Here is a 21,539-nt window from a genome sequence, read left to right as displayed (position 1 = left end):
GGGCCGGTCAGATTTCGATTCCTTCCTGCATGCGACCAAGCAGGTCGCGATGACGCTCGATTTCATCCTCCATCAGCGTTCTCGCAAGCGACTTGAGCTGCTCGCCGCCCTCGAGGTTGGGAACCAGGTGCGTCACAAAATGCTGGAGGATAGGCACGGAGCGCCGCAGGATGGCTGGCTCGGGTATACGGGGCATGACGAAGTCGATGAGGATGTCATCAAGCGATTCGCCTGCCGCTTCCCTGGAGGACTGAAACTCCGCGGTTTGCGGCCTTTCAGCACCAGCGGCGGATTTCGTTCCCTGAGCACGGCCCGCGGCCTTGTCGGCGCCATTCATCCGTCGCCGGTTGATTGCCTGACCGCGCACGCCTTCCGCCTGGCGCACCTCGCGGCCAGCCGTGTCCATCCTTGCCGAATCGAATCGCGGCCCTTCAAGCCGACGGTTCACGGGTATTTCAGCGCGACCGTGGCGCCGCCCTTCGTCAGGAGAAGTTCCGTCTCGCCGATGTGCTTGATGGTCCAGCCGTCATTGGTGAATGCACCTTCGTGGTAGCGCGCGCCATCGGCTGCGATGACGTAAGGCCGCTCGCCATACCAGATCGCCTGCAGCGTCAGGCGCGGGGCCTGCTCGGCGTTGCCGATCATGACGTTGGAGACCAGCGGAATGTGTGCGCCGAAGGCCTGGTCGAACCACGATTGCGTTTCCGTCCAGACGCCGCTCTGGTCATTCGGGATCATGCCCGACACCACGAGGCGTCCCGGCGATCGCTGAACGGTCAAGGTCCTTATGCCGGATTGCTCGAGACGCAGCTTGAGCTGACTTTCCGCTTCGGCGGCGGTCTGAATTTGCGCCGGCGACGAATCGTCCAGGACCTGTTGGCCCGGCTCGCCGGCGAAGGCCATTCTGATCGGTTCCCCATCTTTCGAGGGGCGCGTCTCGCCAACATCGGGCTTGGCGAGAGAGAGCCCGTTCGCGGCGAGGGAAAGAGCGAATACGGCGCACAGAACGCTGCCCGCCACCAGCACGGGGCGATTGGAAAAGGACCACCGACTTGCGGGGCGTTCCGGGTTGACCAGCCGGATACGGGCGTCGCCGACACTTACGGTGAGCGGCAGCCTGCAGCGGCTGCCGTGGCCTTCATGGATGGTTTCGCCTGTGGCGAGCGTTACATCGCCGCCGACGGCCTCGATTTCAAACTGGCTGCCCTTGCGCCGCAGCCTTGCGTGGACCGGCGCGATGCCGGCATCCCTCAGCACAATGTCGGATTCCGTGCTGGAGCCGATCGTGTACAGCGTCTCCACCAGGCTGAGTTCGGCGCCGGCGTGGAATCCGTGGGTGACGCTGAGCACAACGAAACCTCCGGATGCCGGGGAGGGGGCGATGATCGACCGCAACCGGCGCGCTGGCGCGGCATCCAGATACCTGCCGATAGGACTATCGGTCATGCCACTTCATCTCCCGCCGATGACGATTTCAAATGCAGCGACGACGGCGTTGAAAGCTTCCTGCCGTGCAAGTACGCCGCCGGTTGCTTCGGCGGCGTACGGGTTCGAGATCCGCCTTAGGCCTTCTCAGCCGACTGGCCGAGCGTCCTCGCGGTGCTCATCAGCATGTCATGCTGGGATTTCGCGATCTCTTTCGTGATCTCCAGCCCAAACATGCGCTCCTGGTGCTTGATCATCTTGTCCAGGTTCTGTTCCGGCGACCCTGCAGAGCCGGACGTAATGGGAGGGGTAGCAGCCATCATTGTCTCCTTGCGAGAAATTCAAGTCGCAAACGCCGGACTCACACCGCTGCGCTCCGGCACATTGCCAAGGCAGCTTAAGGCAGCGTGGTTGAAAATGAAAGTCCATTTGGAATATTTGAGCCATACAAGTTCCAACTGTTGCGTTGGCCACGTTCTAGGAGTAACCTGCGAGGCGGGTGAATGGGGTATTTCGGATATGGAAAAAGGTCCTTTGGCCGAGCTGTTGGTCGAACGGTTCGAGAATATGCCGCCGCAGTTGCGGGTCGCGGCGCGTTTCGTGCTGGATCATCCCAAGGATGTCGCGCTGATGTCGATGCGCGAGCAGGCGCACCAGGCCGGCGTTTCCCACAGCACGATGATGCGGCTGGCGCGCTGGCTCGGGCTTGATGGCTACGAGGACATGCGCAGCCTCTATGCGCGAGCATTGCGTGAGACAATCGCCGGTGAGCCCGCGCGACAGGGTATCAAGCAGCATGGCGATCCGGGATATTCGACCGTCGGGGTCGTTGCCGATACGCTCGCGGCCCAGATTGCAAGTCTTGGCGAATATGGCAGTGCCGTGCAATTCATCGCCGCCGCCGGCCTGCTGGCGCGATCGTCCAATCTGTTCGTCCTGGCCACACGCTCCGCCTATCCGGTCGCGGGCCATTTCGCTCACATCATGTCGTTTCTGGCTGGCGGCGACCGCAAGGTGACGCTTGTCGGCGAGATGGGCGGACCTGGCCTCGATGTTCTGCAGCAGGCGGGACGCGGCGATGTGCTGCTGGCGATAGCCATGTCGCCGTATGAACGCACGACGATCGATGTTGCGCGGCAGTCGGTTCGGCAGGGCGTCGGCGTGGTGGCAATCACCGACAGCAGCGTGTCGCCGCTGGCCCGGATCGCGCGGGAAACAATCATCGTCACGTCAAATTCGCAGTCGTTCTTCCGCAGCCTGGCGCCGGCCTTCGCCGCCGTCGAAATCCTGGCGGCACTGACGGCTGCGCAGTCCGAGGTGGATGCCGCGGATCGAATTAAGCAGTCGGAAGAGCAGCTTGCCGCTTTCGGCATTTATTGGAAGCCCCCCAGATAGCATTGGAACGTTGCTGTCTGGGCGGGCGTGACGGCAGCCAGGCTGCCGGCAACGGTGATTCCCGGAGGTCGTCCAGATGGTTCGCCCGATAACGCTCGCCAAGCCGCCGGTCCAACCGCAAAAGGTCGACGCCAAAGCAAATGCCGCGCAGGTTGCGCGGCTGGAGGCGCAGGCAGCGCAACTGCGCGAGCAGATCCGGCTTGCCAACAGAATGGGCGAGCGCGATTGGGCGGCGCAGGCGCGCCAGCAACTGGCGCAGGTGAATAGCGAACTGAGTTCGCTTCAGCCGCCGCCGGTCGCGGTTCCGGCAATGCCGGGCGTCAATGTCGTCAACGCCAGCGCAGGCACGTCGGGCAATGGCGCGACAGTGGCGCCGGCTCTCTATGTGCGCCCCGATCTCGCCGCAACCGCCGCGACGGTGAAACTCGATGGGGGCCCGGCCGAAGAGAACCCCAAGGACGCGACGACCGCCCGCAACATTGTCAACGACGTCACCGGCGGCAAGAGCATCGACCAGATTGCGTCCGCTCGCGGCATGACGCGCGAACAGGTTATCGCCGCGCTCAGGTCCGGCGGGATGACCGTGTCGACCACCGACCCGACAAGCGGCAATGGCGACGTGCAGACGACGAAAATCACGGATGGCAGCGGCCGCACCGTCACCCAATATTACGACTACCAGCACGACAGCTACTATACGAGCGTCCAGGCACAACCCAATGGCGCGGCAACCACCACGCCGGTCCGCGACGGGCTCGGACGCAAGGAGACCAGCAGCTACAATCCCGATACCGGCGCCATCACGACGCGGTATGAAGACGATCTCGGCACAGGCACCGTCACCGAGCGGACGTCGATGCCCAACGGGACCTCGGTGGAAACGGTGACGCCGGGCGCCGGCCCGTCGCTTCCCGTCACCACCGTCACCGGTCCGGACGGCCGCAAGACCATATTGGCGGCCTCCCAGGATCCGGGCGGGGCCAGCACGCACAACATCAAGCAAGACCTTGCCGATGGAAAGAGCATCGAGCAGATCGCGCAGGAAAACGGCCTTACCAGCGAGCAGGTGATCGCCGAATTGCAGGCCGCCGGCTATAAGGTGACGGCCACCAGCAGCAGCGACGCGCAGTCGGTCGAGCTCGCCGATCCGCGCACCGGCGACAAGACGGTCTACTCTTACGACTATCAGCACGATGTACGCACCGTCACGACGACGGCGGACGGGAAAAAAACGTCGCAATCCATCGATGGCAACGGGACCGAAACCAAGACCGTCACCGACAAGGACGGCCGGGTGACGATGACCGTCACCGAGAAGATCAATGGCGGCAAGCCCGTCGAGTACGAGGTCAAGCCGGGCGACAACCTGACCCTGATCGCACGGAAATATGGCGTATCGCTCGACGATCTCAGGCGGACGAATCCCGGACTGTTCGATTCGGCCCGTGATCCGGACGTCATCAACGCCGGAGAAAAGGTCACCATCGAAGACGGCACGCGAACGACCGTGAAGGTCACGTTCAACGGCTATACGCTGACCACCACGCCCGATGGCAGCATGACGCTGCACAACGACACGACCGGCAGCGAGCTGAAGATCGAGGTTGGCACGGCGCAGCAGGCGTTGGCCGAACTGCTGATGAAAATCAACCCGCAGAGCAAGGATCCCGAGCAGGCCAAGACCGACACGGTTCTCAAGACGATTCTGGAAGGAGTGCTCGGCGGGGCAAGTCCTGAGCTTGCGCAAGAGGTCGCAGATAAGCAGCAAGCAGTAAAGGACGCGATCAAGCAATATGGTGGCGGAAGGCCGGCGACGCCGAATCTCGACGGCAGCGCCACATCGGTTGGCCCGTTCGGCGAGCCGCCGTCGGCTACGGCTCCGTCAGGCGGCAAGTGGGTGCCGCTGATGGTCGACGGGAGCTGGCAGTGGTTTGATCCGGAAGTTGCCAAGGCGATCGCCGCCGAAAACGCTGTGATAGCGCGTCTCGGCGAAGCACAGGCAAAGCCTGAGCAGAGCGGGGCCCAGCTCGACGTCTATGCGCTGGACCCCGAATTTAAGGGAGCCGTGAATAGCGCCGAGACGACACTCGATAAGGTGCTGGCGCCGTATGGGCTGCAATGGCAGGCCCCCGAGCCGAAAGGCACGCTGGCGGATGCGCAAAAGCGGCTGACCACCGCCAACAGCATGCTGCAAAGTGCCAGCACTGCCAGGGCCGAGTACGCACAGGGCGAGAAGAACCTCCTTGATGCTCTGGGCAAGCAGGCAACCCTGCCGATGCTCAGCGATCCGAGCAAGCCGTCCGTCGGTCCTGTCGGTGGGCCCAGCCGCGAGGAAACCAACCTGCAGGGCAAGGCCGAGCACGCGGGGGTGACGCAACTCTTCATCAACGCGGCGCTGCACACCGCGCGAGGCAACAAGGCCACCATCGACCAGATGGTCAGCGCGACGGAATTGGAGCTCTACGGCGTCAAATCCGGGAGTCCCGAGTATACAGAAATCAATGGCAGGCTTGAGGGACTGAAAGGCCTGCAGGGGCCGGCAGCCAGCCAGGTGACGCTGGCTGAGGCGTATGAGGAATTTGGCGTCGCGCAAAAAGATGCGGCCGACCTTGCCGTGGATGTCGAACCGATCAAGCAGGCATTGGTCGCCCAGGCGAAGCAGAGAAATCCGCACCATTTTGATTGGGACGGCTACACGAACGGCGAGGGTGACTTCACCGGCAAACTGAAATCGCAGGAAGTGATCGAGGAGAATGGACAGCTCTATCTCGTAAACACCTATGAGAATGATGTTTTCAGCGACAAAGACGGCAACGACACGCCAGTCCTGAAATATGCTCTGACATACGATCTCGGCGACAAGAATATCCGGGACGATTTCCGCAACAATCCGCTCAACAAGCAGTGGCAGGAGCTGCTGGCGTCGACACAAAGCCCGGCTTCGGCGCCGGTCTGCACGCCCAATGGGACAGGTTCGCAATCGGCGCTGGCGGCGGCCAAATCCAAGATCGTCGGCGTGCAGGTCGAGCAGTTCGACGCGAAGCTCAAAGATGCGAAAGCCAAGCTCGTCGACGCGACGACGGCTCGCGACAAAGCAATCACCGAGCATGGCGGGGGAACCGTCGAAGCGCCTGCCGGCACACTGCAGCCGGGCGAGAAGCCGGTAAAGGTCACGGTGAACGGCCGCGAGCTTTGGGTCGCACCGGAGGTTGCCGCTGCCTACGAAAAGAGTGGGCCGGGCGCAATCGGCGCCAGCGGCAAGTCGGTCCGCATCGAGATGGATGGCCAGTGGCTGTGGGTGCACCCCGAGGTGGCGGCCGCGGAAATCGACAGGGGTCTGGCAGAAACCGAAAAGAGTCAATTGGAGACATGGAACAAGGATGTCCGCCCTGCGATGGTGGCGGCGCGCGATTGGTACGGCTTCTACGCAAGCAACCCCAAGCTTCTGACCTATGGCAACGAAGAGCATGAGGCGCGGCTCAAAAACACTTATTTCGAGGAGCACAAGGATCAGGCGCTCGCCGGCTACCAGGTCCGGCTCAAGCAGCTGTACGACAACGGGTTCACGGGCGAATACAAGCAATACAAGCCCGGCGAGCTCAGCGGCACGGTTGCCCGCACTCTCGGCCTCGACGAATCGAGCGAAGGGGTCACGAAGGTTACCGGAGAGATCACCGACCGTGCCGGCGAAAACGCGGAGGTCAAGGTCGTGCCGATCTTCTCGCTGGATGGCGGGATGGAATCGTCGACGGCGTTGTTCGCGATCAAGAGCGATGGAAAAGAAATCGGCTATGTCGACAGCTCCGGCAAATACTACGGCAGCTTCGACGAATTCCAGCATGAGAACCGCATCTTCAGCCAGAACGGCAAGCTGATCCTGGCCAAGGGCGGCGACATGAAGCTCGGCGCCGATGGGTTCTCGCTCGACGAGGTGGAGATCGCCGACGCACGCAAGGTTGATTTCTGGGACAAGGCCACCGACATCGGTCTTGGCATCGTCGCCGGCGCCGCCACCATCGTCTCGTTCGTTCCGGGCGGTCAATGGGCCATTCCCATTGCGATCACCTCCGGCGCGGCTCTTGGCGGCAAGACGCTCTACAGGGAAGGCGAGCACCTGCTTCAGGGCGGCGACTTCGACAGTCAGTCGGCCTGGAATGTCGCCACCGGCGTGACCGCGTTCCTGCCCGTAGGGGCCGGCGCCCTGCGCACGTTCGGCCTGGCAAGGGCCGGCCTGTCCACGTCCGAGGCGTTCGCGGGCGGATTCGGCATGGCGCGCATGAGTGACGCCAGCTGGGGCATTGGCAAACTCCGCGTAAACGTAACGCAATCCTCTTATGCCGAACAGGCAGCGAGCTATCTGCAAAGCGGCAGCAAGCTGACCAACACAGCCTGGGGCCTCGATGCCGGGGGCGTGGTCACTGGTATTCCGGTGCTTGCCAGGTCGGCGGAGGATCTGGCCAGGCACGGCGGTGAAATGTCATTTGCCGAACTTGCGAACGCCATCATGGGCATCGGCACCGGCGCGGTCGGCACGGGCCTTGGCGGCCGCTCGTTGCTGTACAACATGCCTGGAGCGTCCGGTCCTCGGGGCGGCGACGCGACTCCCACGTCAGGCTTTCCACCGCCGGGCGGACCGGATTCGGGGCCGGGGCCGCGGGCGGTCTACGCGATGGGCCAGGACGGTGTTTACAGGCCCACCGGCGAATACGTCATGCCGGACCCGAATGAGATCGTTATCCAGGGCGAGGTGATCGGCGAAACCAGCGGCCAGCCGGGGCCCGGTTTCAGCGCTCGGGAGGGGGCCGGAAATCCAGTTGGTCAGCGCGCGCTGCCAGCCGGCAAGTCAGAGGGCCAGAACCAGCCGCCATCGACTGGTGACAAGACTGATCCCTCAGGCAACAGTCAGCCGTCGCGGCCGATCGTCTTGCATGAGCCATTCGAAGGCGCTGGAAGCGGTGACCCGACGATGCTGCCGGGCCGCGATCCAGATGGCTTGGCCGTGCGAAGCCCAGCCAACCCCACTGACGGCGATCCCATCATCGTGTCGAACAAGCCGACCGTGACAGAGGTCCCGGTGCATCTCGTGTGGGATCCGGAAACGCGCAGCTTCACTGGCACGCCTGAACGCGACACAGGCGGGTATGTCTACACAAGCGGCAAGGATCCCAAAACGCCCTCGGCCTATCTCGACGGTTTGACCACCGAACAGCTGGTGACCCGCTACGAACAGGAGAAAAGCTACTATTCCAGCCACGAGCTGGCAGAGCGCTATGGCCCGGATGGCATTCCAGAAACAGCGCGGAGGACGGCGGACGAAAGCGCAGCGCCTGGCGCCAACCCGCTGGCAGCCGTCGAGCCGGCCAAACAGAAGAACTGGGGAGATTTCAGGATATCCGCGCTCGGGCGGGTCCGGTTCAACTCCGATCCGGTAAACATGGCCGTCCATTCGATCCCGGGTATGCCTGAGGCCCTCCAGTTGGGATCGCCGACCTGGCGGTCATACATGGTGGGCCTAGGGACACGCACCGATTATCGTGCCCTTTGGCAGTCATTTGCCGACAGCCTCAAATACCGGTCGCTCGAACCGGCACGCTATAGTCTCGGCAAGGAACTGGGAATCTCCATTCGCCCGAACGAGCATCGCAACATCACGCTCGCGCAGCTCGGCCTCAAGGTTCAGCGCCAGACGGCTTTCCAGTTCAAAGGTCAGGATCTTCTCGACGCGGCACGTCAAAGGCTGTTCGGCGAGGCCTCGGATTCCGTCTTCACGGTCATGCCGCGTTCTGCCAGCGTTGAGGGTCCGGCAGGGAACCAGGGTTGGGCCGTGGAGCTGACATTCAGCCTCGCCCTTCGCTCAAAGTCGGCAATTTTGAAGGACGGTGAAAGCGACTTCTTGCGTCAAACGGCGGACGGCAAGACGGAATTCTCGGAGTTCCACGGCGACGTTCCGTATCGCAAAGTTTACTTGGAGGACAAGTATTACCTGACGAGCTTGCTAAGCGTCGAGAAGCGCTACGAAGTGGCGATGGACGCAACATTGCCCAAGGGAACGATCGTCAATTCAGATTTCGTCGACGCGAACAAGGGAGTGCTTGACCGCCTGCGACTGAGGGCCCAGTTCGTCGTGAAGGACGAGCATACGGCGCAGGCGCTTGCCGACAATCCTGACATGAGCACGATCCGGACACTGGTGGCGTCGGGAGAAATCGATGCTCAGAAATCGATCTTGTTCATTCCTGGCTCGGCAAGCGGGATGCGGCAATCTGCTGTTCCCGGCTTGGCACTGGGCGAGACAATTGTCGATCTCACGGGAAAAAGTCGGCGCGTGTGGGATGCCGGCGCAAGCCGGCTCGAGGTCATCGTCAACGAGGCATTCCACAAATTCCTGCCGAGTCCGGACCGCATTCTCCTGCGCAAGCTGCCTGCGCCCTACAATCATTATGTTCGCTCGGGCGGTCCGATCTATGTCAACCTTTTCGGCAAGCGTGAGGCTGTCGCCTCGACACTTGACGTTACGCTTGCGGTGCGGAGCCCGGCGCTCAAGTTGCGCGTGCCCTCCGTGCCGTTCCTCCAACTGCCATTGGCGTTCACGGGCGAAATCAGGTTCTTCTACCGAACGAATTTGCCTGAGGTCGCCCCGATCGTCGCGAAGGGCGACTTCGTTGGACGTGAATTTACCTTCGCCGACAACCTGCCTGTGGAAATAGCGGTTCCGCGCTGGCTGCATGAACTCGGCCAGCGTGCCGACAGCGGCGGAGGTCTCGCATTTCCGAGAGGCGGCAAGGCGTCTTTCGGAAAATGGCTGGATGAACTCGAAACGACCGCGACACCCAGTCAGAAGGCCGATATCGAGGCATTCCGCCAATCCACGTTGCTGTCACTCAAGGATGAAGCCTTCATTCCACCTGGCGCGATGAGCGCCGTCCGTGACTTCCTCGAGACACAGGCAAAACCAATTGAGATGCCGCCGCCGGAATTCATCTATCTGGCGCCATCCGACCAGCAGCAGGCGCTTGCGCGCTGGTATCAGGAGCAAGGAGTTGCTCCTTCGCCCTCAGACAGGCCTGTTTGGTTTCGGCGGCCAGCACCGCCGGCAGGCAACCCCGCGCCTGGGCAAGACGCGGCCGCAGGCGCCGCCAACGCTGCGTCGGCCGGTAAACGCCCGCCAAGAACCCTGCAGCTTCAGGACGAGAGCGGCAATGTGATCACCGCCACAATGCTGGGCAACGGGCCGAACAGTCCGGAGCAGGTTTATGTGCCGCCGGCCGACGGACCAAAGGCGCGCGGCGACGAACCGGAGCTGATGGACAAGTCGCATATTCTGTATCGGGACCCGGAGACGGGCGAAGCATATGTCCTGCCATGGGTGCGCGGCGGCTCGCAGGACCACGTGCCGGGCAGCCAGGGACGGCCGGAGGGAGAAGCCGTGCCGCCGCAGGCAATGCCGGCGAGGAAGGCCATCGAGGCGGCGCCGCCGACGACCTATTCGCTGCAGCAGGTGCGCAACATGCGGCAGCCTGAAAAATGGAAGGCCGGCGAGACCTACACACGCGAACTCAACGGATCGCTTGGGGAGGCGCATTTCCCGGTCGCGGCCAATCCGGGCGGCCCGCATCCGGTCTTCGGCGAGGGCGGGCGCTACGTGGATTCGCCTGTCTTCAAGAGCCCTGACGTGATCGAGGCCATCGAGGTAAAGACCTACCATCGCTGGACGACCATCAACGGTGTCGCCCAGATGCGCGAAGTGCCGCTTACGCCAAAACTGCAGGAGCAGATCAACAAGGATGTGGCGCTGCGCAACGAGAACCCGGCCTATCAGCCGCGCTGGGTTTTCCTCGATGCGCCGCCTTCCGCGGAATTGCAGCGGGCGCTCGACGATGCGGGAATTGTCGGCAACATCTTCGGACACAGCAAGCCCGCTACGGCAACTCCGCAATCTCAACCGGCGTCGAGCCAGGTCGCCGCGGGCCGCACCATCCATCTTCAGGACAGGAATGGCGAGGTGATCGTCGCGGCAATGCTGGGCACGGAGCCGAGGAGCCCGGAACAGGTTTATGTGCCGCCTTCCGACGGGCCCCGCGCCCCGGCCGATGCGCCGGAGGTGCAGGACAAGACGCACATACTGGTCTACGACCCCGACACGGGCGAAGCCGTCGTGCTGCCCTGGATACGCGGTGCCTCCGGTGGTCACGCGCTCACCCGGAATGGCGTCAGAGCGACCCCGCTTGACCAGGTGCCGGATCTCGTCATGGGCGATTTCCAGCCGAACCAGGTTCCATGGCTCAAGCGAGAGCAGGTGGCCGAGCTGACAAAACAGCAGTTCCGCGACATGGATCGGGCCGGCTTGCTGCCGTCTCTGACCAAGGGCCAGCTGCGCGGTATCCCGAAGGCAAAGATAGGCTATGTCAACATCGCGGGCCTCGAGGCGAAGCAGGTTCCCTGGCTGACCGAGGGTCACGTCCGGAATATGACCGACCAACAGTTCCGGGACCTCTGCAAAGCCGGTTTGACGCCTCACCTTACGAAACCACAGGTGCGGGCGATCAAAGGAGACATGGTCGAGTTCGTTGACGCGTCGACATTGGAAGCGCGCCAGGTTCCGTGGTTCAAGCCCGGCCAGGTCGCGAAGTTCACGTCAGAGCAGTTCAAGGACCTGGCCACGGCCGGATTGCTGAACAACCTCACCGAGCGCCAGGTTCCGGCGATCCCCGAAAACATGATCGATTCCATTGACACTGCGAAGCTCGATCCCAAGCAGGTGCCGTGGCTGACCGAGAAGCAGATCCCGGTGCTGACCCGCGATCAATGGGGTGCTTTCACGATCCACCACATCGAAGCCCTGACCCAGCCGCAGATCGAAGCGGTGACACCAAAACAGTTCGCGGAAATGAGCCCCGGCCAGTTCCGCAAGTTCACGCCTGAGCAGTTCGGGTGGATGGGCGGAGATCAGACGAACGGCCTCTCCGTGCTGCAACTGACGACCTATCGTGCCACCCACAAGAAGACGATGACGCCGGATCAGGCCGCCAGCGTCGATCTGGCCCTCAGCCATGCGAGGATGCGCGAAAACGCTCAGGCGCTCGCCACCTTTGGCGGCATGTCGACCAGCTCCTACGCGTTGTGGAGTTCGTTGCCGCCAACCTGGAGCGCGACTGCCGCAGCGGTGGCATTTGGCGTGCGAGGCTTCGTTTTCGGCTCGCAGGCGATCTTCCCCAACGCAACCGCAAATCACAAGCCGTTCGGGCGATTCCTCAACGCGCTCGGCGGGGCCACATTCATTGCAGCGGCGCCAGGTGCCGCGACCGGGATGATCCAGGGTAAGGACCTTGTCGTCAACAGCACGTTTTCGCTCGGCAACGTCGTCTATGGCACGAAGTCGATGCTGCAGTCGTTCACCGGCAGACCGGTGATCCGAAATGTGGCCGAACATCTGGCTGGACCCGGTTATGTGCTTGGCTGCGCCGTCTATACGCTGCACTCCTGGCCGGCGCCGATCGCCACGGTCGCCGGCACCCTGTTCACGTTCGGCTGCGCCGAATTCTGGGCATCGGCGATCAGGACGGACCGGATGAATCGCCGTTCGGTGCCGCGAACCGATGCCGACATGGCGGCGGCGGAAAAGTCCGACAAAAGATGGGGTACGTGGGATCGGTGGACCCTGGGCATAACCTTCGGCGTCGGCATGCTTCTCTTCTCGCTGGACTCGCTGCTGACGAAGCCTTGGGAGGGCGCCCCGACCTCTCCACCCGATCCGAAAAAACCGGACGGCGATGCCTCGTCCCAGCAACCCGATGATCCGTCGGATGTTCCGCCGCAAACCCCGCCCGAGGACTTCCCGCAACTCGTGGTGTCGGCGGATGACGGGTTGAATTTGCGGACAGAGCCCGACGGGGATTCGAGCGTAGCGACGGTCCTGCAGCCCGGCACGTTCGTCGAACAGACCGCGAAGCCTTCGAGCGACCCGTCAGGAGAAGCCTGGATACCTGTCGAAGGTTTCGGACCGGACGGCAAAATGCATAGCGGCTGGGTTTCCAGCGACCATGTCGAGGTTCATCCCGACGGCAGCAGCAATGCCGAAGGCCGCACGAACCCGACGCTGGAGAAGGGCGGCTATCAGTGGGTCGAGGTCAAGAGCGGCGACAGCATTCGCCTGATCGCCAGGACGCATTCTGCGGATGTGGCGGAGACGGTGGTGCTCAACATGGATCACATCCTGAGCCCGGATCAGATTTTCTCGGGCGACCGCATCTATCTGCCGGTCACATCGGTCGGCTGAGGAGCGGCCGGCTCAGTCTAGTCAGCAGGAGCCTTGCCGATCCTGGCGGCATAGGCGTGTGCGACACAGGCGGCCAGCTTCGCCGCCCGCTCCGCTATCTGATTGGAGGGCTCGGAAGAGTAGGAGGCGGTAAACCGCAGGTCGGACGGGTGCCATTCGCAATCGATGATGCGCAGTTGGCCGCCTGCGGCATAGTCCCGGACCACTTCCTCGGGGAGAGAGGCTATGCCGATACCGTTGAGCGTCATCTTGATGGACGCGGCCAGCGAATTGGCCGGAAAGATGCGCGGCGTCTCTTCCAACTCGCCGGTCAGCTTGCGGTAGAGCTCGCTGTAGGGCGTTGTGGTGCGCGCGTAGCTGATGATGGGAAATTGCATCAGATCGTTCAGCGTCAGCTTACGCCGGTTCGGCAATTTCAGCTGCGGCGAGCACACCCAGACGAGCGGAAAGGACGGCAGTCCGATATTCTCGATGCTGTACTCCAGAACCGGGCCCATCAGCACCGCAAGATCAAGCCTATGCGACATGAGTTCGTTGCGAAGGGTGGTCGTCGCGTCAACGACGATATCGGTGTCGATCAGCGGATAGTTCGCCTGCAACTCCTTCAGGAAATCCGGCAGCCAGGTGTGCACGATGGTTTCGGCAACCCCGAGCCTGAGCACTCCCGCCGTTTCTGAAAGGGAGTTGGCCGTCAGCTGCAGCCTTTCCGCCACGCGCAAGACGCGTTGCGCGGGCGGCAACAGCCGCTGTCCCTCGGCGGTCAGCCTGACGGTGCTGCTTTGCCGCTCGAACAGCTTGGCACCCAGCGCTTCTTCCAGGCCGGCAATTCGGGTGGATACCGCCGGCTGCGTTGTGTTCAGCCGTTCGGCCGCCTTTCGAAAGCTTCCGAAAGTCGCCACCAGCAGAAATGTTTCGAGCTGCTTGATGTTGAAAGGGATCACGATTCAATGCCGGACAATAATCTGGGCGCCGATCTTCACTCGGTCATATAGGTCGATGACGTCTTCATTGGTCATGCGGATAGCCGCTGTTCGATCGAGCCTGCGCAGGCGCCATGGCGACAGTCAACGGGGCAGCAATCAGAACTGATTCACCCAAGCTCTGGGCGAGGCTCAGCCCGATCGACGTCCAGCGCCCCGGACTTCCGGTGGGAGCATCCAGATGCGCGACCAGGTTCTTGCTTGCCGCCACCGAGGCCGATCCTTCCCAACCAGGCATTGAATCCGGGGATCACGAAGCGGTGACGCCTGATTCCAGCGCGCACCATATCGCTTTGCTCGCTGTTCGCAACATTTGGAACCAAATACACAGAAGCAATCCAATTGGACTTCCAATTTTGCGGTGCGCACGATAAAAGCGAGTTGGCGGGTTAAACCATGAGACAGGCGAGGCGGGTCATCGCTCCGCGTCGTCCTGTGATAGGACCAAATGTTGACGGGACGCGGTACCTGCCATGCACGCTGGTTGTCGGGAGCCAAGGCTGTCTTCGCGGCCGGCGGCCTCGCGATGATCCTGGCGCTTGGCCTCGCTTCGTCTCGGGCGAGCGCCGCCGAGCCACGCTGGCCCGCCGGCCCGTACAAATACATCACGGTCGATCAGTCGGTGACGGACGCGCTGATCGAGCTTGGCCGCAACATGCGCGTTCCGATGCGTGTCAGCAAGCTTGTGAAGGGGCGCCTGAGCGCCGGCATGCCGGTTGGAACGGCCCGCGAGTTCCTGGAAGAGATCTGCAATCGGTACGGCCTGGTCTGGCATTTCGACGGCATCGTCATGAACGTCGCGACCGAGGCTGAAGTCCAGACCGAGATGATCCCGCTCGATGCCAACACGGCTGCCAGTGCGGAAGATCGGCTGCAGCGGCTGGGCGTCATCGATCCGAGGTTTCCGATCAAGGTTTCCAGGCAAGACGATGTCGTCTCGGTGTCGGGGCCGCCGTCCTACGTCGAACTCGTGAGGAAGACGCTCGGAGTTCCTGCCGCATCGAGCCCGAAGCGGGAGCCCGGCAAGGTCGTTTCCATCCGCGTTTTCCGCGGCGGCAAGCTGGCGGAGACACAGAATGTGCCCGTCACACCGAACTGAAACAGGAGGCCAGGTTCATGCAGATCGCGCCGATTGGAGCCCTGGAAGCAACGCTGGCAAATTTGACCACCAGTATAAGTTCGCAACAGCAGATCACCGCCGGCGCGGCGGCGCAGCCGGGCAACAGGATGGTGGGCGCCAAGCAGGAAAAGCACGATGTCGCAAAGGCTGGCACGCCCGACCGAGGCGATGTCGCCACGCCGGCAGGTCGGCAGGTGGCGCAGGCATCGTCCGGCGCCAATCCGGCAATGGCCGGACAATCCGCCAAAGCGGAACGGACCGAGCCGATCGTGGAGCGCCAACTCTTCGATTATCTGGCCGAGGCGGAGAAGGCAGGGGGTGGGGCGCTCACCGATCCGTCGGCACTGTTCGGTTCCGCCGTTCGGTCGCTTGAAGGAACCATGCAGCAGGTCCAGAAAGCCCTCGGCCAGGCGAACGCCCCCGTGAACGCTGAAGCAGCCTCGCTGCAGGATGCCGCCGGCAAGACGGCGCCGTCGGGCAAGGAAGGCGAAAGCGCGCCGGCAAAGAACGCCGAGCAACTTCTCGAGCGATCGATTTCGGTGATGTGGGCAGCCGCCAATCTCGAGGTGGTGACGAGCAGCGTGACCGCCGTCACCTCGTCCACCAGCACGCTGATCAAGCAACAGTAAGCGCTACGGAGTGTTCGTGCCCACGCTATCCTTGCCGCGGCGATCAACGCTTTTGAATCGGTGCGGCGCCCGGTGCCGCGTCGCGCTGGTTGTCATGGGCATGCTTGTGCTCCAGGCGTGCTCGGTGGAGCTCTATTCCAACCTCAACCAGCAGCAGGCCAACGAGATCGTCGCCACGCTGATGCGTCGCGGGATCCCGGCCCAGCGCGAGGCCGGCAAGGACGGCAAGATGACGGTGTCCGTGCAGAAGGGCCGTTTCGCGGAAGCCATGGCAATCCTCGACGAAAGCGGATTGCCCAAGCAGGAATTCCAGACGCTCGGCGAGGTGTTCAAGAGAGACGGGCTGGTGTCCTCGCCGGTGGAAGAGCGGGCCACGATGATCTACGGCCTGAGCCAAGAGCTTTCGCAGACGATCTCGGACATCGACGGCGTGCTTTCCGCACGCGTCCATCTCGTCTTGCCGGAGAACGATCCGCTGAGACAGCAGCTGGTGCCGTCTTCCGCCTCCGTCTTCATCCGGCATCGCGCGTCGGTCCCGATGAATGAGCTGATCCCGCAGGTCAAGATGCTGGTGGCCAAGGGCATTGCGGGACTGACCTATGACAATGTCTCGGTCACGCTCATCCCGGTGGCCGCGACGGCCCCCGAGCACGAAACCGCCGAAGCAGGCTTCACGACATTCCTTGGCCTCTGGCTGCATCCGGACAGCGTCGCCGCCGCGATGTGGCTGTTCTACGGCATGGCGGCGGCCATACTGGCGCTGGCTGCCCGGCTGGCCTACCTCCAGTGGTATCGACGGCCGGGTGTCTATGCGCTCGACGCGTCCGCTCTGCCGGTGAAGAAGACATGACCGGGACCGGCTCGCAACAAACCGCCAGCCCGGAATGGCAGGCATTCATGGCCAACCCCGCATCCTATGCGGATGCGGCCCGGCTTGCGGAATGCTTTGACGGCACGATCAGCGAGGCCGCCTGCGAGCGCATGCTGCGATCGCAGCGCCTGCAGGAACGGCTGTCGAAGTTGCTGCGGGAGTATTACCGGCTCGAATCCACAGCCGATGAGCCAGCCGACGCGGTGGATCGGGCGATCGCGTTGTTGTCGGGTGAAGAGCTGGAGGAGCTTGCGCTCCGCTCGGGCGCGATCTACTGGGCCGGCAGTCTGGCCGCTGTCATCGATGGACGCGAAGCCGCCGGATTGCAGGCGGCCCTTGGCACCGATCTCTGCGCCTTGTCGGTCGCCAACCGCGATCTCGCCGGTCCGACCCAGTCCTTGCAGCCCTTGGAAGATATTCACGATCGCGTCCACGCCGATGGGCTGAGCTGCCTTGGCGCGTGGTGTCAGGCGATGCCCGGCGAGACGAGCATGCGGGTTCGCCTCAAGCTGATGCCGCACGGGTCTGTCGACGCAGCGGCGGCCGAAGCATTTGCCGCTGCCGGTCCGGCGATTGTTCGACGAGCGATGAGCGAGACGAGATGATCGAACCGGGCAAAGCGATCGACGCCATGCCGAGACGCCCTTCTGCGCGCATCCTGCGCGCCGCGGAAGCGCGCGCCTGGCAGGATGGGCACGCCTTTCTCGACGAGGCGAGGCACGATGCCCAGCAGTTGCGCGAAGCCGCCCGGCGAGCTTACGCGGCCGAATATGCGCAGGGCTATGAGGACGGCAAGGCGCAGGGCGATGCGGACGCCACGCGGCTGATCGGCGAAACAGCGGTCAAGGTGGACCGCTATCTTGGCGGGCTGGAGGCCGAAGTCATCGGTCTGGCCGTCGAAATCGTCAGGCGAATGCTGGGCGAGTTCGACGTCGGCACGCTTGTCGCCAAGGCCGCGAGACAAGCGGTTTCCGAAATTCGCCGCGCCAAATATTTGAAGGTCCGGGTTCATCCCGCTTCCGTCGACAGGGTTCGCGATGAGCTGAACGCGGTCCTGCGCGAGAGCGATCTGGGCATTGCCGTCGAGATCGACACGGATGATGCGCTGGCGGCCGGCGCCTGCATCGTTTCGACCGACTTTGCCGTCGTCGATGCCAGCATCGACGCGCAGCTCAAGGCCATAGCTGCCGCCATCGCGTCGAAGGCGGAGGTTGCATGACGACGCCCGCTGCCGAAATCGAAAATCGCCTGGCGTCCATCATCCCCGGCCTGCGTTCCGGGCTGCGCGACGATGCCAGCCGGCCGAGGCGAGGGCGCGTGCGGCGGGTCACCGGCACCGTCATCCACGCGACCGTGGAGGAGGCCCGGATCGGCGAGATATGCGAACTGATCGACCCCAGGACCGGCAGGACGACTAGGGCGGAAGTGGTCGGCCTGCTGGACGAGATGGCGATCCTCGTTCCGCTTGGCGATCTGACCGGCCTTTCGAGCCTGACCGAGGTCGTTGCGACCGGAAAGGACCAGCAGGTGCCCGTCGGCCCCGGCCTTCTTGGCCGGGTGATCAGCGCGCTCGGCGAGCCATTGGACGGCAAGCCGCTTGCGCCGGACGGCATTGCCGGCAGCTATCCGGTCAACGCCTATCCGCCATCTCCGCTTGAGCGCAGTCTGATTTCCGAGCCGATCCAGCTCGGCATCCGCGCCCTCGATGGGCTGCTCACCTGCGCGCGCGGGCAACGCGTCGGTATCTTCGGCGAGCCTGGCGTCGGCAAGTCGATCCTGCTTTCAGATATCGTCAGCGGTACCGACGCCGATGTCGCCGTGGTCGCCCTTGTCGGCGAACGCGGGCGCGAGGTGCGCGAATTCGTTGAGCATCAGCTTGGAGCGGAAGGGCGGGAGCGGGCGATCGTCGTCGTCGCGACGTCCGACCGGCCTGCCATCGAGCGCGTCAAGGCCGCTTACGTGGCGACCAGCATCGCGGAGTATTTTCGCGACCAGGGCAAGCATGTGCTGCTTGCGATGGACAACATAACCAGATTTGCCCGCGCGCAGCGCGAGATCGGCCTGGCCTCGGGCGAGCCACCGACGCGGCGCGGTTTTCCGTCTTCGCTGTTCGCGGTGCTGCCGCGTCTGCTCGAGCGCTCGGGGCCCGGTCGGATTGGGTCCATCACAAGCCTCTACAGCGTTCTCCTGGAAGGCGACGGCACGCTGGATCCGGTCGCCGAGGAGATCCAGGCGCTTCTCGATGGCCATGTCTTCCTGTCGAACGAGCTGGCCCAGCGCAACCATTTCCCGGCCATCGACGTCCTGCGCAGCCGAAGCCGGCTGATGGATGCCGTCGTGCCGCCGGCGCACCGGGCTGACGCCGGCCGCCTTCGAGAACTGCTTGCCCGCTACGCCGACATCGAGCTTCTCCTGCGCGTCGGCGAGTATCAAAAGGGCAGCGATACCGTGGCGGACGAGGCGGTGGCCAAGATCGACGCCATCAATGCGTTCCTGCGACAGCCGTCCGCCACGCATGAGGGCATCGAGAAGACACGCCAGCGCATGCGGGAGATCGTCAATGAAGGCGCCTGAGACGATCGCCCGGCTGCGCGACCTCAGACGCCGCCGTGAGGAGCGTGCAACGGAAGAGGTGATCAGAAGGCAAGCCGCCGCGCAGCGGGCTGCGAGGGAGGTCGAGGAAGCGGCGGCCGCCGTCACCGAACACCTTCAGCGCACGGTCGACGCCGAAGATGCAGCGTTCGGTGCGCTTGTCGGACAGCCGGTGAAGGCTGCCAGCCTGTATCGGCTTCAGGGTCGGTTCGAAGTCGCCGCCAGCAAAACCGGGCAATTGCGAGAGAACGAGAAGATGGCCGGCGTAGCCGAGCAGCGACGCAAAGTGGAGCTGTCGGCAGCCCGCAAGGATCATCGCGCGAGCATGAGGGCCGTGACGAAGCTGGACGGGCTGCTGGAGCACCTGACCAGGCGCACCGCACGTCGTCGCCTGGCGCTTGCCGAGCTTTCCGAGGAGGAGGAGCGCGGTCCATCGCGCTTGCCCACAGAACGATAGCCCCAATCCGTGATCGTGAATATGGATCTGATGCCTCAAGCCTTCGCGTCGGCAAAAAGGAAAGCGCGGTCAAAACCGGCGAAGCGCGCGGCCGCACGGTCGAGCGTCGGCGAGCTACTGACGTTGGAATCCGTTGCGCCGGTTGACGTCGGTGCATTGAACGCCTTCTACCGCCGCCGCGCTCCCGCGGAGATCACGATTGCGGGGAAGGCCATGGCGATCGCGGCGGCCTGGCCGGCACCGAACCTTGCCAACGAGCGGCTTTGTACCATTGCGCTCACCGTCGGGGACGCGGCTGCCAACTTGCGCCTGCCGCTTTCTGTTGTCGAACGGGGCTTGGCCAGGGCGGACGAACTCCTCGACGTGCAACGATTGGCGCCTGCTCACGCCGCACTGCTGCTGGAGGCCACGTTCGAGGACGATCTCGCTTGGATCGAGGACAGGCTGGGCGAGCGGATCGCGATCACCTCGATCGGACCGGGAGATGCCGTTTCGGGCGAGATCCCATTCGCCTTTGTCCTGACCGGCAAGGATGAAGCGATCGACTGCGTCTTGCATGCTGACGACGGCGGTCTGGCGGCGCGGATCGGCCGCCTTCTCGACGAGCTCGGCAAGGCGAGGCCGCCGATCCCGGCCGGATTTCCGCTGCCGGTCCACCTTCGGCGTGGCCCGCTTGCGATCACCCTTGGCGAGTTGCGGAGCCTGCAGCCTGACGATGTGGTGCTTTTCAGGGATGCAGAGGAGGAATGCATGGCGGTGCTGGTGATTGCCGAGCGCCTCTATGCGCCGGTGGCCCTGACTGCCGATGGGCCGCAATTGCTTGCCGCGCCGACCGCAAGCGCCGGATCGAATTGGGAGTGGACCATGAACGAGAACACGCCGCCGCCAGCCGGCGGGACCTTGGAAGAGTCGACCTTGGACGAGCTGCCGGTCGCGCTTGCCTTCGAGATCGGCCGCACGGCCATGCCGCTCGGCGAGGTAAGGCAGCTTGCGCCCGGCTCTGTCGTTGCCCTCGCCGATGTCACGGAGGCGAGTGTCGACATCATCGCCAACGGCAAGCGTGTCGGTCGTGGCGAGATCGTGCGGATCGGCGAAAGCCTGGGCGTGCGGATCGTGCGCATGTTCGACAATGCTTGAGAATTCGCCCAACCTGCTCGGCATTCTGATCGCCGTCGGCTTCGTCGGGTTGCTGCCGCTGGCGGTCGTCACGATGACGGGCTTCCTGAAAATCTCGGTCGTGCTGTTTCTCATCCGCAATGCGCTCGGCGTCCAGCAGATGCCGCCCAATCTGGTGCTCTACGGCATAGCGCTGGTGCTCACCGTCTACGTCACGACGCCGTTGCTGAGCGAGATGTCGGGGCGGCTTCAGGAGGGGCAGGTCCAGTTCCAGACGACGGATGATCTGGCCAGGGCGGCACAGCTGGTCAGGGAACCGTTGCAACGACACCTGATGAAATTCACCCAGCCGCAAGAGCGGAAGTTCTTCCTCGACGGAACGAGCCGCCTGTGGCCGGAAGAGGCGCGCCAGAACCTGAAGGACGACGATCTCTCGATCCTTGTTCCCGCCTTTGTCGCCTCCGAGCTGACCCGTGCCTTCGAGATCGGCTTCCTGCTTTATCTCCCCTTCCTCATCATCGACATCGTCGTCGCCAACGTCCTGATGACGCTCGGCATGATCATGGTCTCGCCGGTCCTCATTTCGATACCGCTGAAACTGTTCCTTTTCGTCGCCATCGATGGCTGGTCGCGGCTGATGCATGGCCTCATCCTGAGCTATGGCTGACGCCGGGGGTT

16 protein-coding genes are annotated in these 21,539 nt (G+C 63.5%); 11 read left to right on the top strand and 5 right to left on the bottom strand.

What is annotated here, in order from left to right; translation table 11 throughout:
* Positions 1–7 precede the first annotated feature (7 nt).
* The 3 genes from PU724_RS00395 to PU724_RS00385 all read right to left on the bottom strand — a co-directional run bounded on the left by PU724_RS00395 (position 8) and on the right by PU724_RS00385 (position 1,745).
* Positions 8–406, bottom strand: a complete 399-nt coding sequence (locus PU724_RS00395) for a hypothetical protein (protein WP_127283304.1) — start codon at positions 404–406, stop codon at positions 8–10.
* A 38-nt stretch (positions 407–444) separates the two neighbouring features.
* Positions 445–1,446 (bottom strand): SctD/MshK family protein, encoded by a 1,002-nt coding sequence (locus PU724_RS00390; protein WP_127283305.1) that lies wholly within the window; start codon positions 1,444–1,446, stop codon positions 445–447.
* Positions 1,447–1,562: 116 nt separating this feature from the next.
* On the bottom strand, positions 1,563–1,745 hold the full coding sequence (locus PU724_RS00385) for a hypothetical protein (protein WP_126092905.1): 183 nt from the start codon (positions 1,743–1,745) through the stop codon (positions 1,563–1,565).
* Between the two features lie 97 nt (positions 1,746–1,842).
* On the opposite strand from PU724_RS00385, the gene PU724_RS00380 reads away from it, so the two are divergent.
* Positions 1,843–2,820 (top strand): MurR/RpiR family transcriptional regulator, encoded by a 978-nt coding sequence (locus PU724_RS00380; protein ID WP_245494441.1) that lies wholly within the window; start codon positions 1,843–1,845, stop codon positions 2,818–2,820.
* 76 nt (positions 2,821–2,896) lie between these two features.
* Positions 2,897–13,096 carry a LysM peptidoglycan-binding domain-containing protein gene (locus tag PU724_RS00375; RefSeq protein WP_354419088.1) on the top strand — a complete coding sequence of 3,400 codons (10,200 nt, stop codon included), beginning with the start codon at positions 2,897–2,899 and terminating at the stop codon, positions 13,094–13,096.
* Positions 13,097–13,113: 17 nt separating this feature from the next.
* On the opposite strand, the gene PU724_RS00370 is transcribed toward PU724_RS00375, so the two are convergent.
* Both PU724_RS00370 and PU724_RS00365 read right to left on the bottom strand, forming a co-directional pair.
* Positions 13,114–14,037, bottom strand: a complete 924-nt coding sequence (locus PU724_RS00370; RefSeq protein WP_292347611.1) for a LysR family transcriptional regulator — start codon at positions 14,035–14,037, stop codon at positions 13,114–13,116.
* A gap of 64 nt (positions 14,038–14,101) precedes the next feature.
* Positions 14,102–14,287 carry a hypothetical protein gene (locus tag PU724_RS00365; protein WP_354419085.1) on the bottom strand — a complete coding sequence of 62 codons (186 nt, stop codon included), beginning with the start codon at positions 14,285–14,287 and terminating at the stop codon, positions 14,102–14,104.
* Positions 14,288–14,527: 240 nt separating this feature from the next.
* On the opposite strand from PU724_RS00365, the gene PU724_RS00360 reads away from it, so the two are divergent.
* The 9 genes from PU724_RS00360 (at position 14,528) to sctR (ending at position 21,528) form a co-directional block, all read left to right on the top strand.
* Positions 14,528–15,175: a type III secretion protein gene (locus PU724_RS00360; protein ID WP_426212972.1), complete on the top strand. Its 648-nt coding sequence runs from the start codon at positions 14,528–14,530 to the stop codon at positions 15,173–15,175.
* Between the two features lie 17 nt (positions 15,176–15,192).
* Positions 15,193–15,825 carry a hypothetical protein gene (locus tag PU724_RS00355; protein ID WP_354419083.1) on the top strand — a complete coding sequence of 211 codons (633 nt, stop codon included), beginning with the start codon at positions 15,193–15,195 and terminating at the stop codon, positions 15,823–15,825.
* Positions 15,826–15,835: 10 nt separating this feature from the next.
* Positions 15,836–16,675 carry a type III secretion system inner membrane ring lipoprotein SctJ gene (gene sctJ / locus PU724_RS00350; RefSeq protein ID WP_354419081.1) on the top strand — a complete coding sequence of 280 codons (840 nt, stop codon included), beginning with the start codon at positions 15,836–15,838 and terminating at the stop codon, positions 16,673–16,675.
* On the top strand, positions 16,672–17,301 hold the full coding sequence (locus PU724_RS00345; RefSeq protein ID WP_354419079.1) for a SctK family type III secretion system sorting platform protein: 630 nt from the start codon (positions 16,672–16,674) through the stop codon (positions 17,299–17,301). The genes sctJ and PU724_RS00345 overlap by 4 nt, the downstream gene beginning before the upstream one ends.
* Positions 17,298–17,915: a type III secretion system stator protein SctL gene (sctL, locus tag PU724_RS00340; RefSeq protein ID WP_354419078.1), complete on the top strand. Its 618-nt coding sequence runs from the start codon at positions 17,298–17,300 to the stop codon at positions 17,913–17,915. The genes PU724_RS00345 and sctL overlap by 4 nt, the downstream gene beginning before the upstream one ends.
* Entirely contained in the window at positions 17,912–19,270 is a 1,359-nt protein-coding gene (locus PU724_RS00335; protein ID WP_354419077.1) for a FliI/YscN family ATPase, read from the top strand. The genes sctL and PU724_RS00335 overlap by 4 nt, the downstream gene beginning before the upstream one ends.
* Entirely contained in the window at positions 19,257–19,745 is a 489-nt protein-coding gene (locus tag PU724_RS00330; protein WP_354419075.1) for a hypothetical protein, read from the top strand. Before PU724_RS00335 ends, PU724_RS00330 begins: the two co-directional genes overlap by 14 nt.
* A gap of 213 nt (positions 19,746–19,958) precedes the next feature.
* Positions 19,959–20,882, top strand: coding sequence for a type III secretion system cytoplasmic ring protein SctQ (gene sctQ / locus PU724_RS00325; protein ID WP_354419073.1), 924 nt, complete (start codon positions 19,959–19,961; stop codon positions 20,880–20,882).
* Positions 20,875–21,528, top strand: a complete 654-nt coding sequence (gene sctR / locus PU724_RS00320) for a type III secretion system export apparatus subunit SctR (RefSeq protein ID WP_127285467.1) — start codon at positions 20,875–20,877, stop codon at positions 21,526–21,528. The genes sctQ and sctR overlap by 8 nt, the downstream gene beginning before the upstream one ends.
* The last annotated feature ends 11 nt before the right edge of the window (positions 21,529–21,539 follow it).

The sequence above is a fragment of the Mesorhizobium abyssinicae genome, from assembly GCF_049887195.1.
Taxonomy (GTDB): Bacteria; Pseudomonadota; Alphaproteobacteria; order Rhizobiales; family Rhizobiaceae; genus Mesorhizobium; species Mesorhizobium abyssinicae.
Note: the sequence above shows the minus strand (reverse complement) of the source record. Positions and strands in the feature narration are given on the sequence as shown.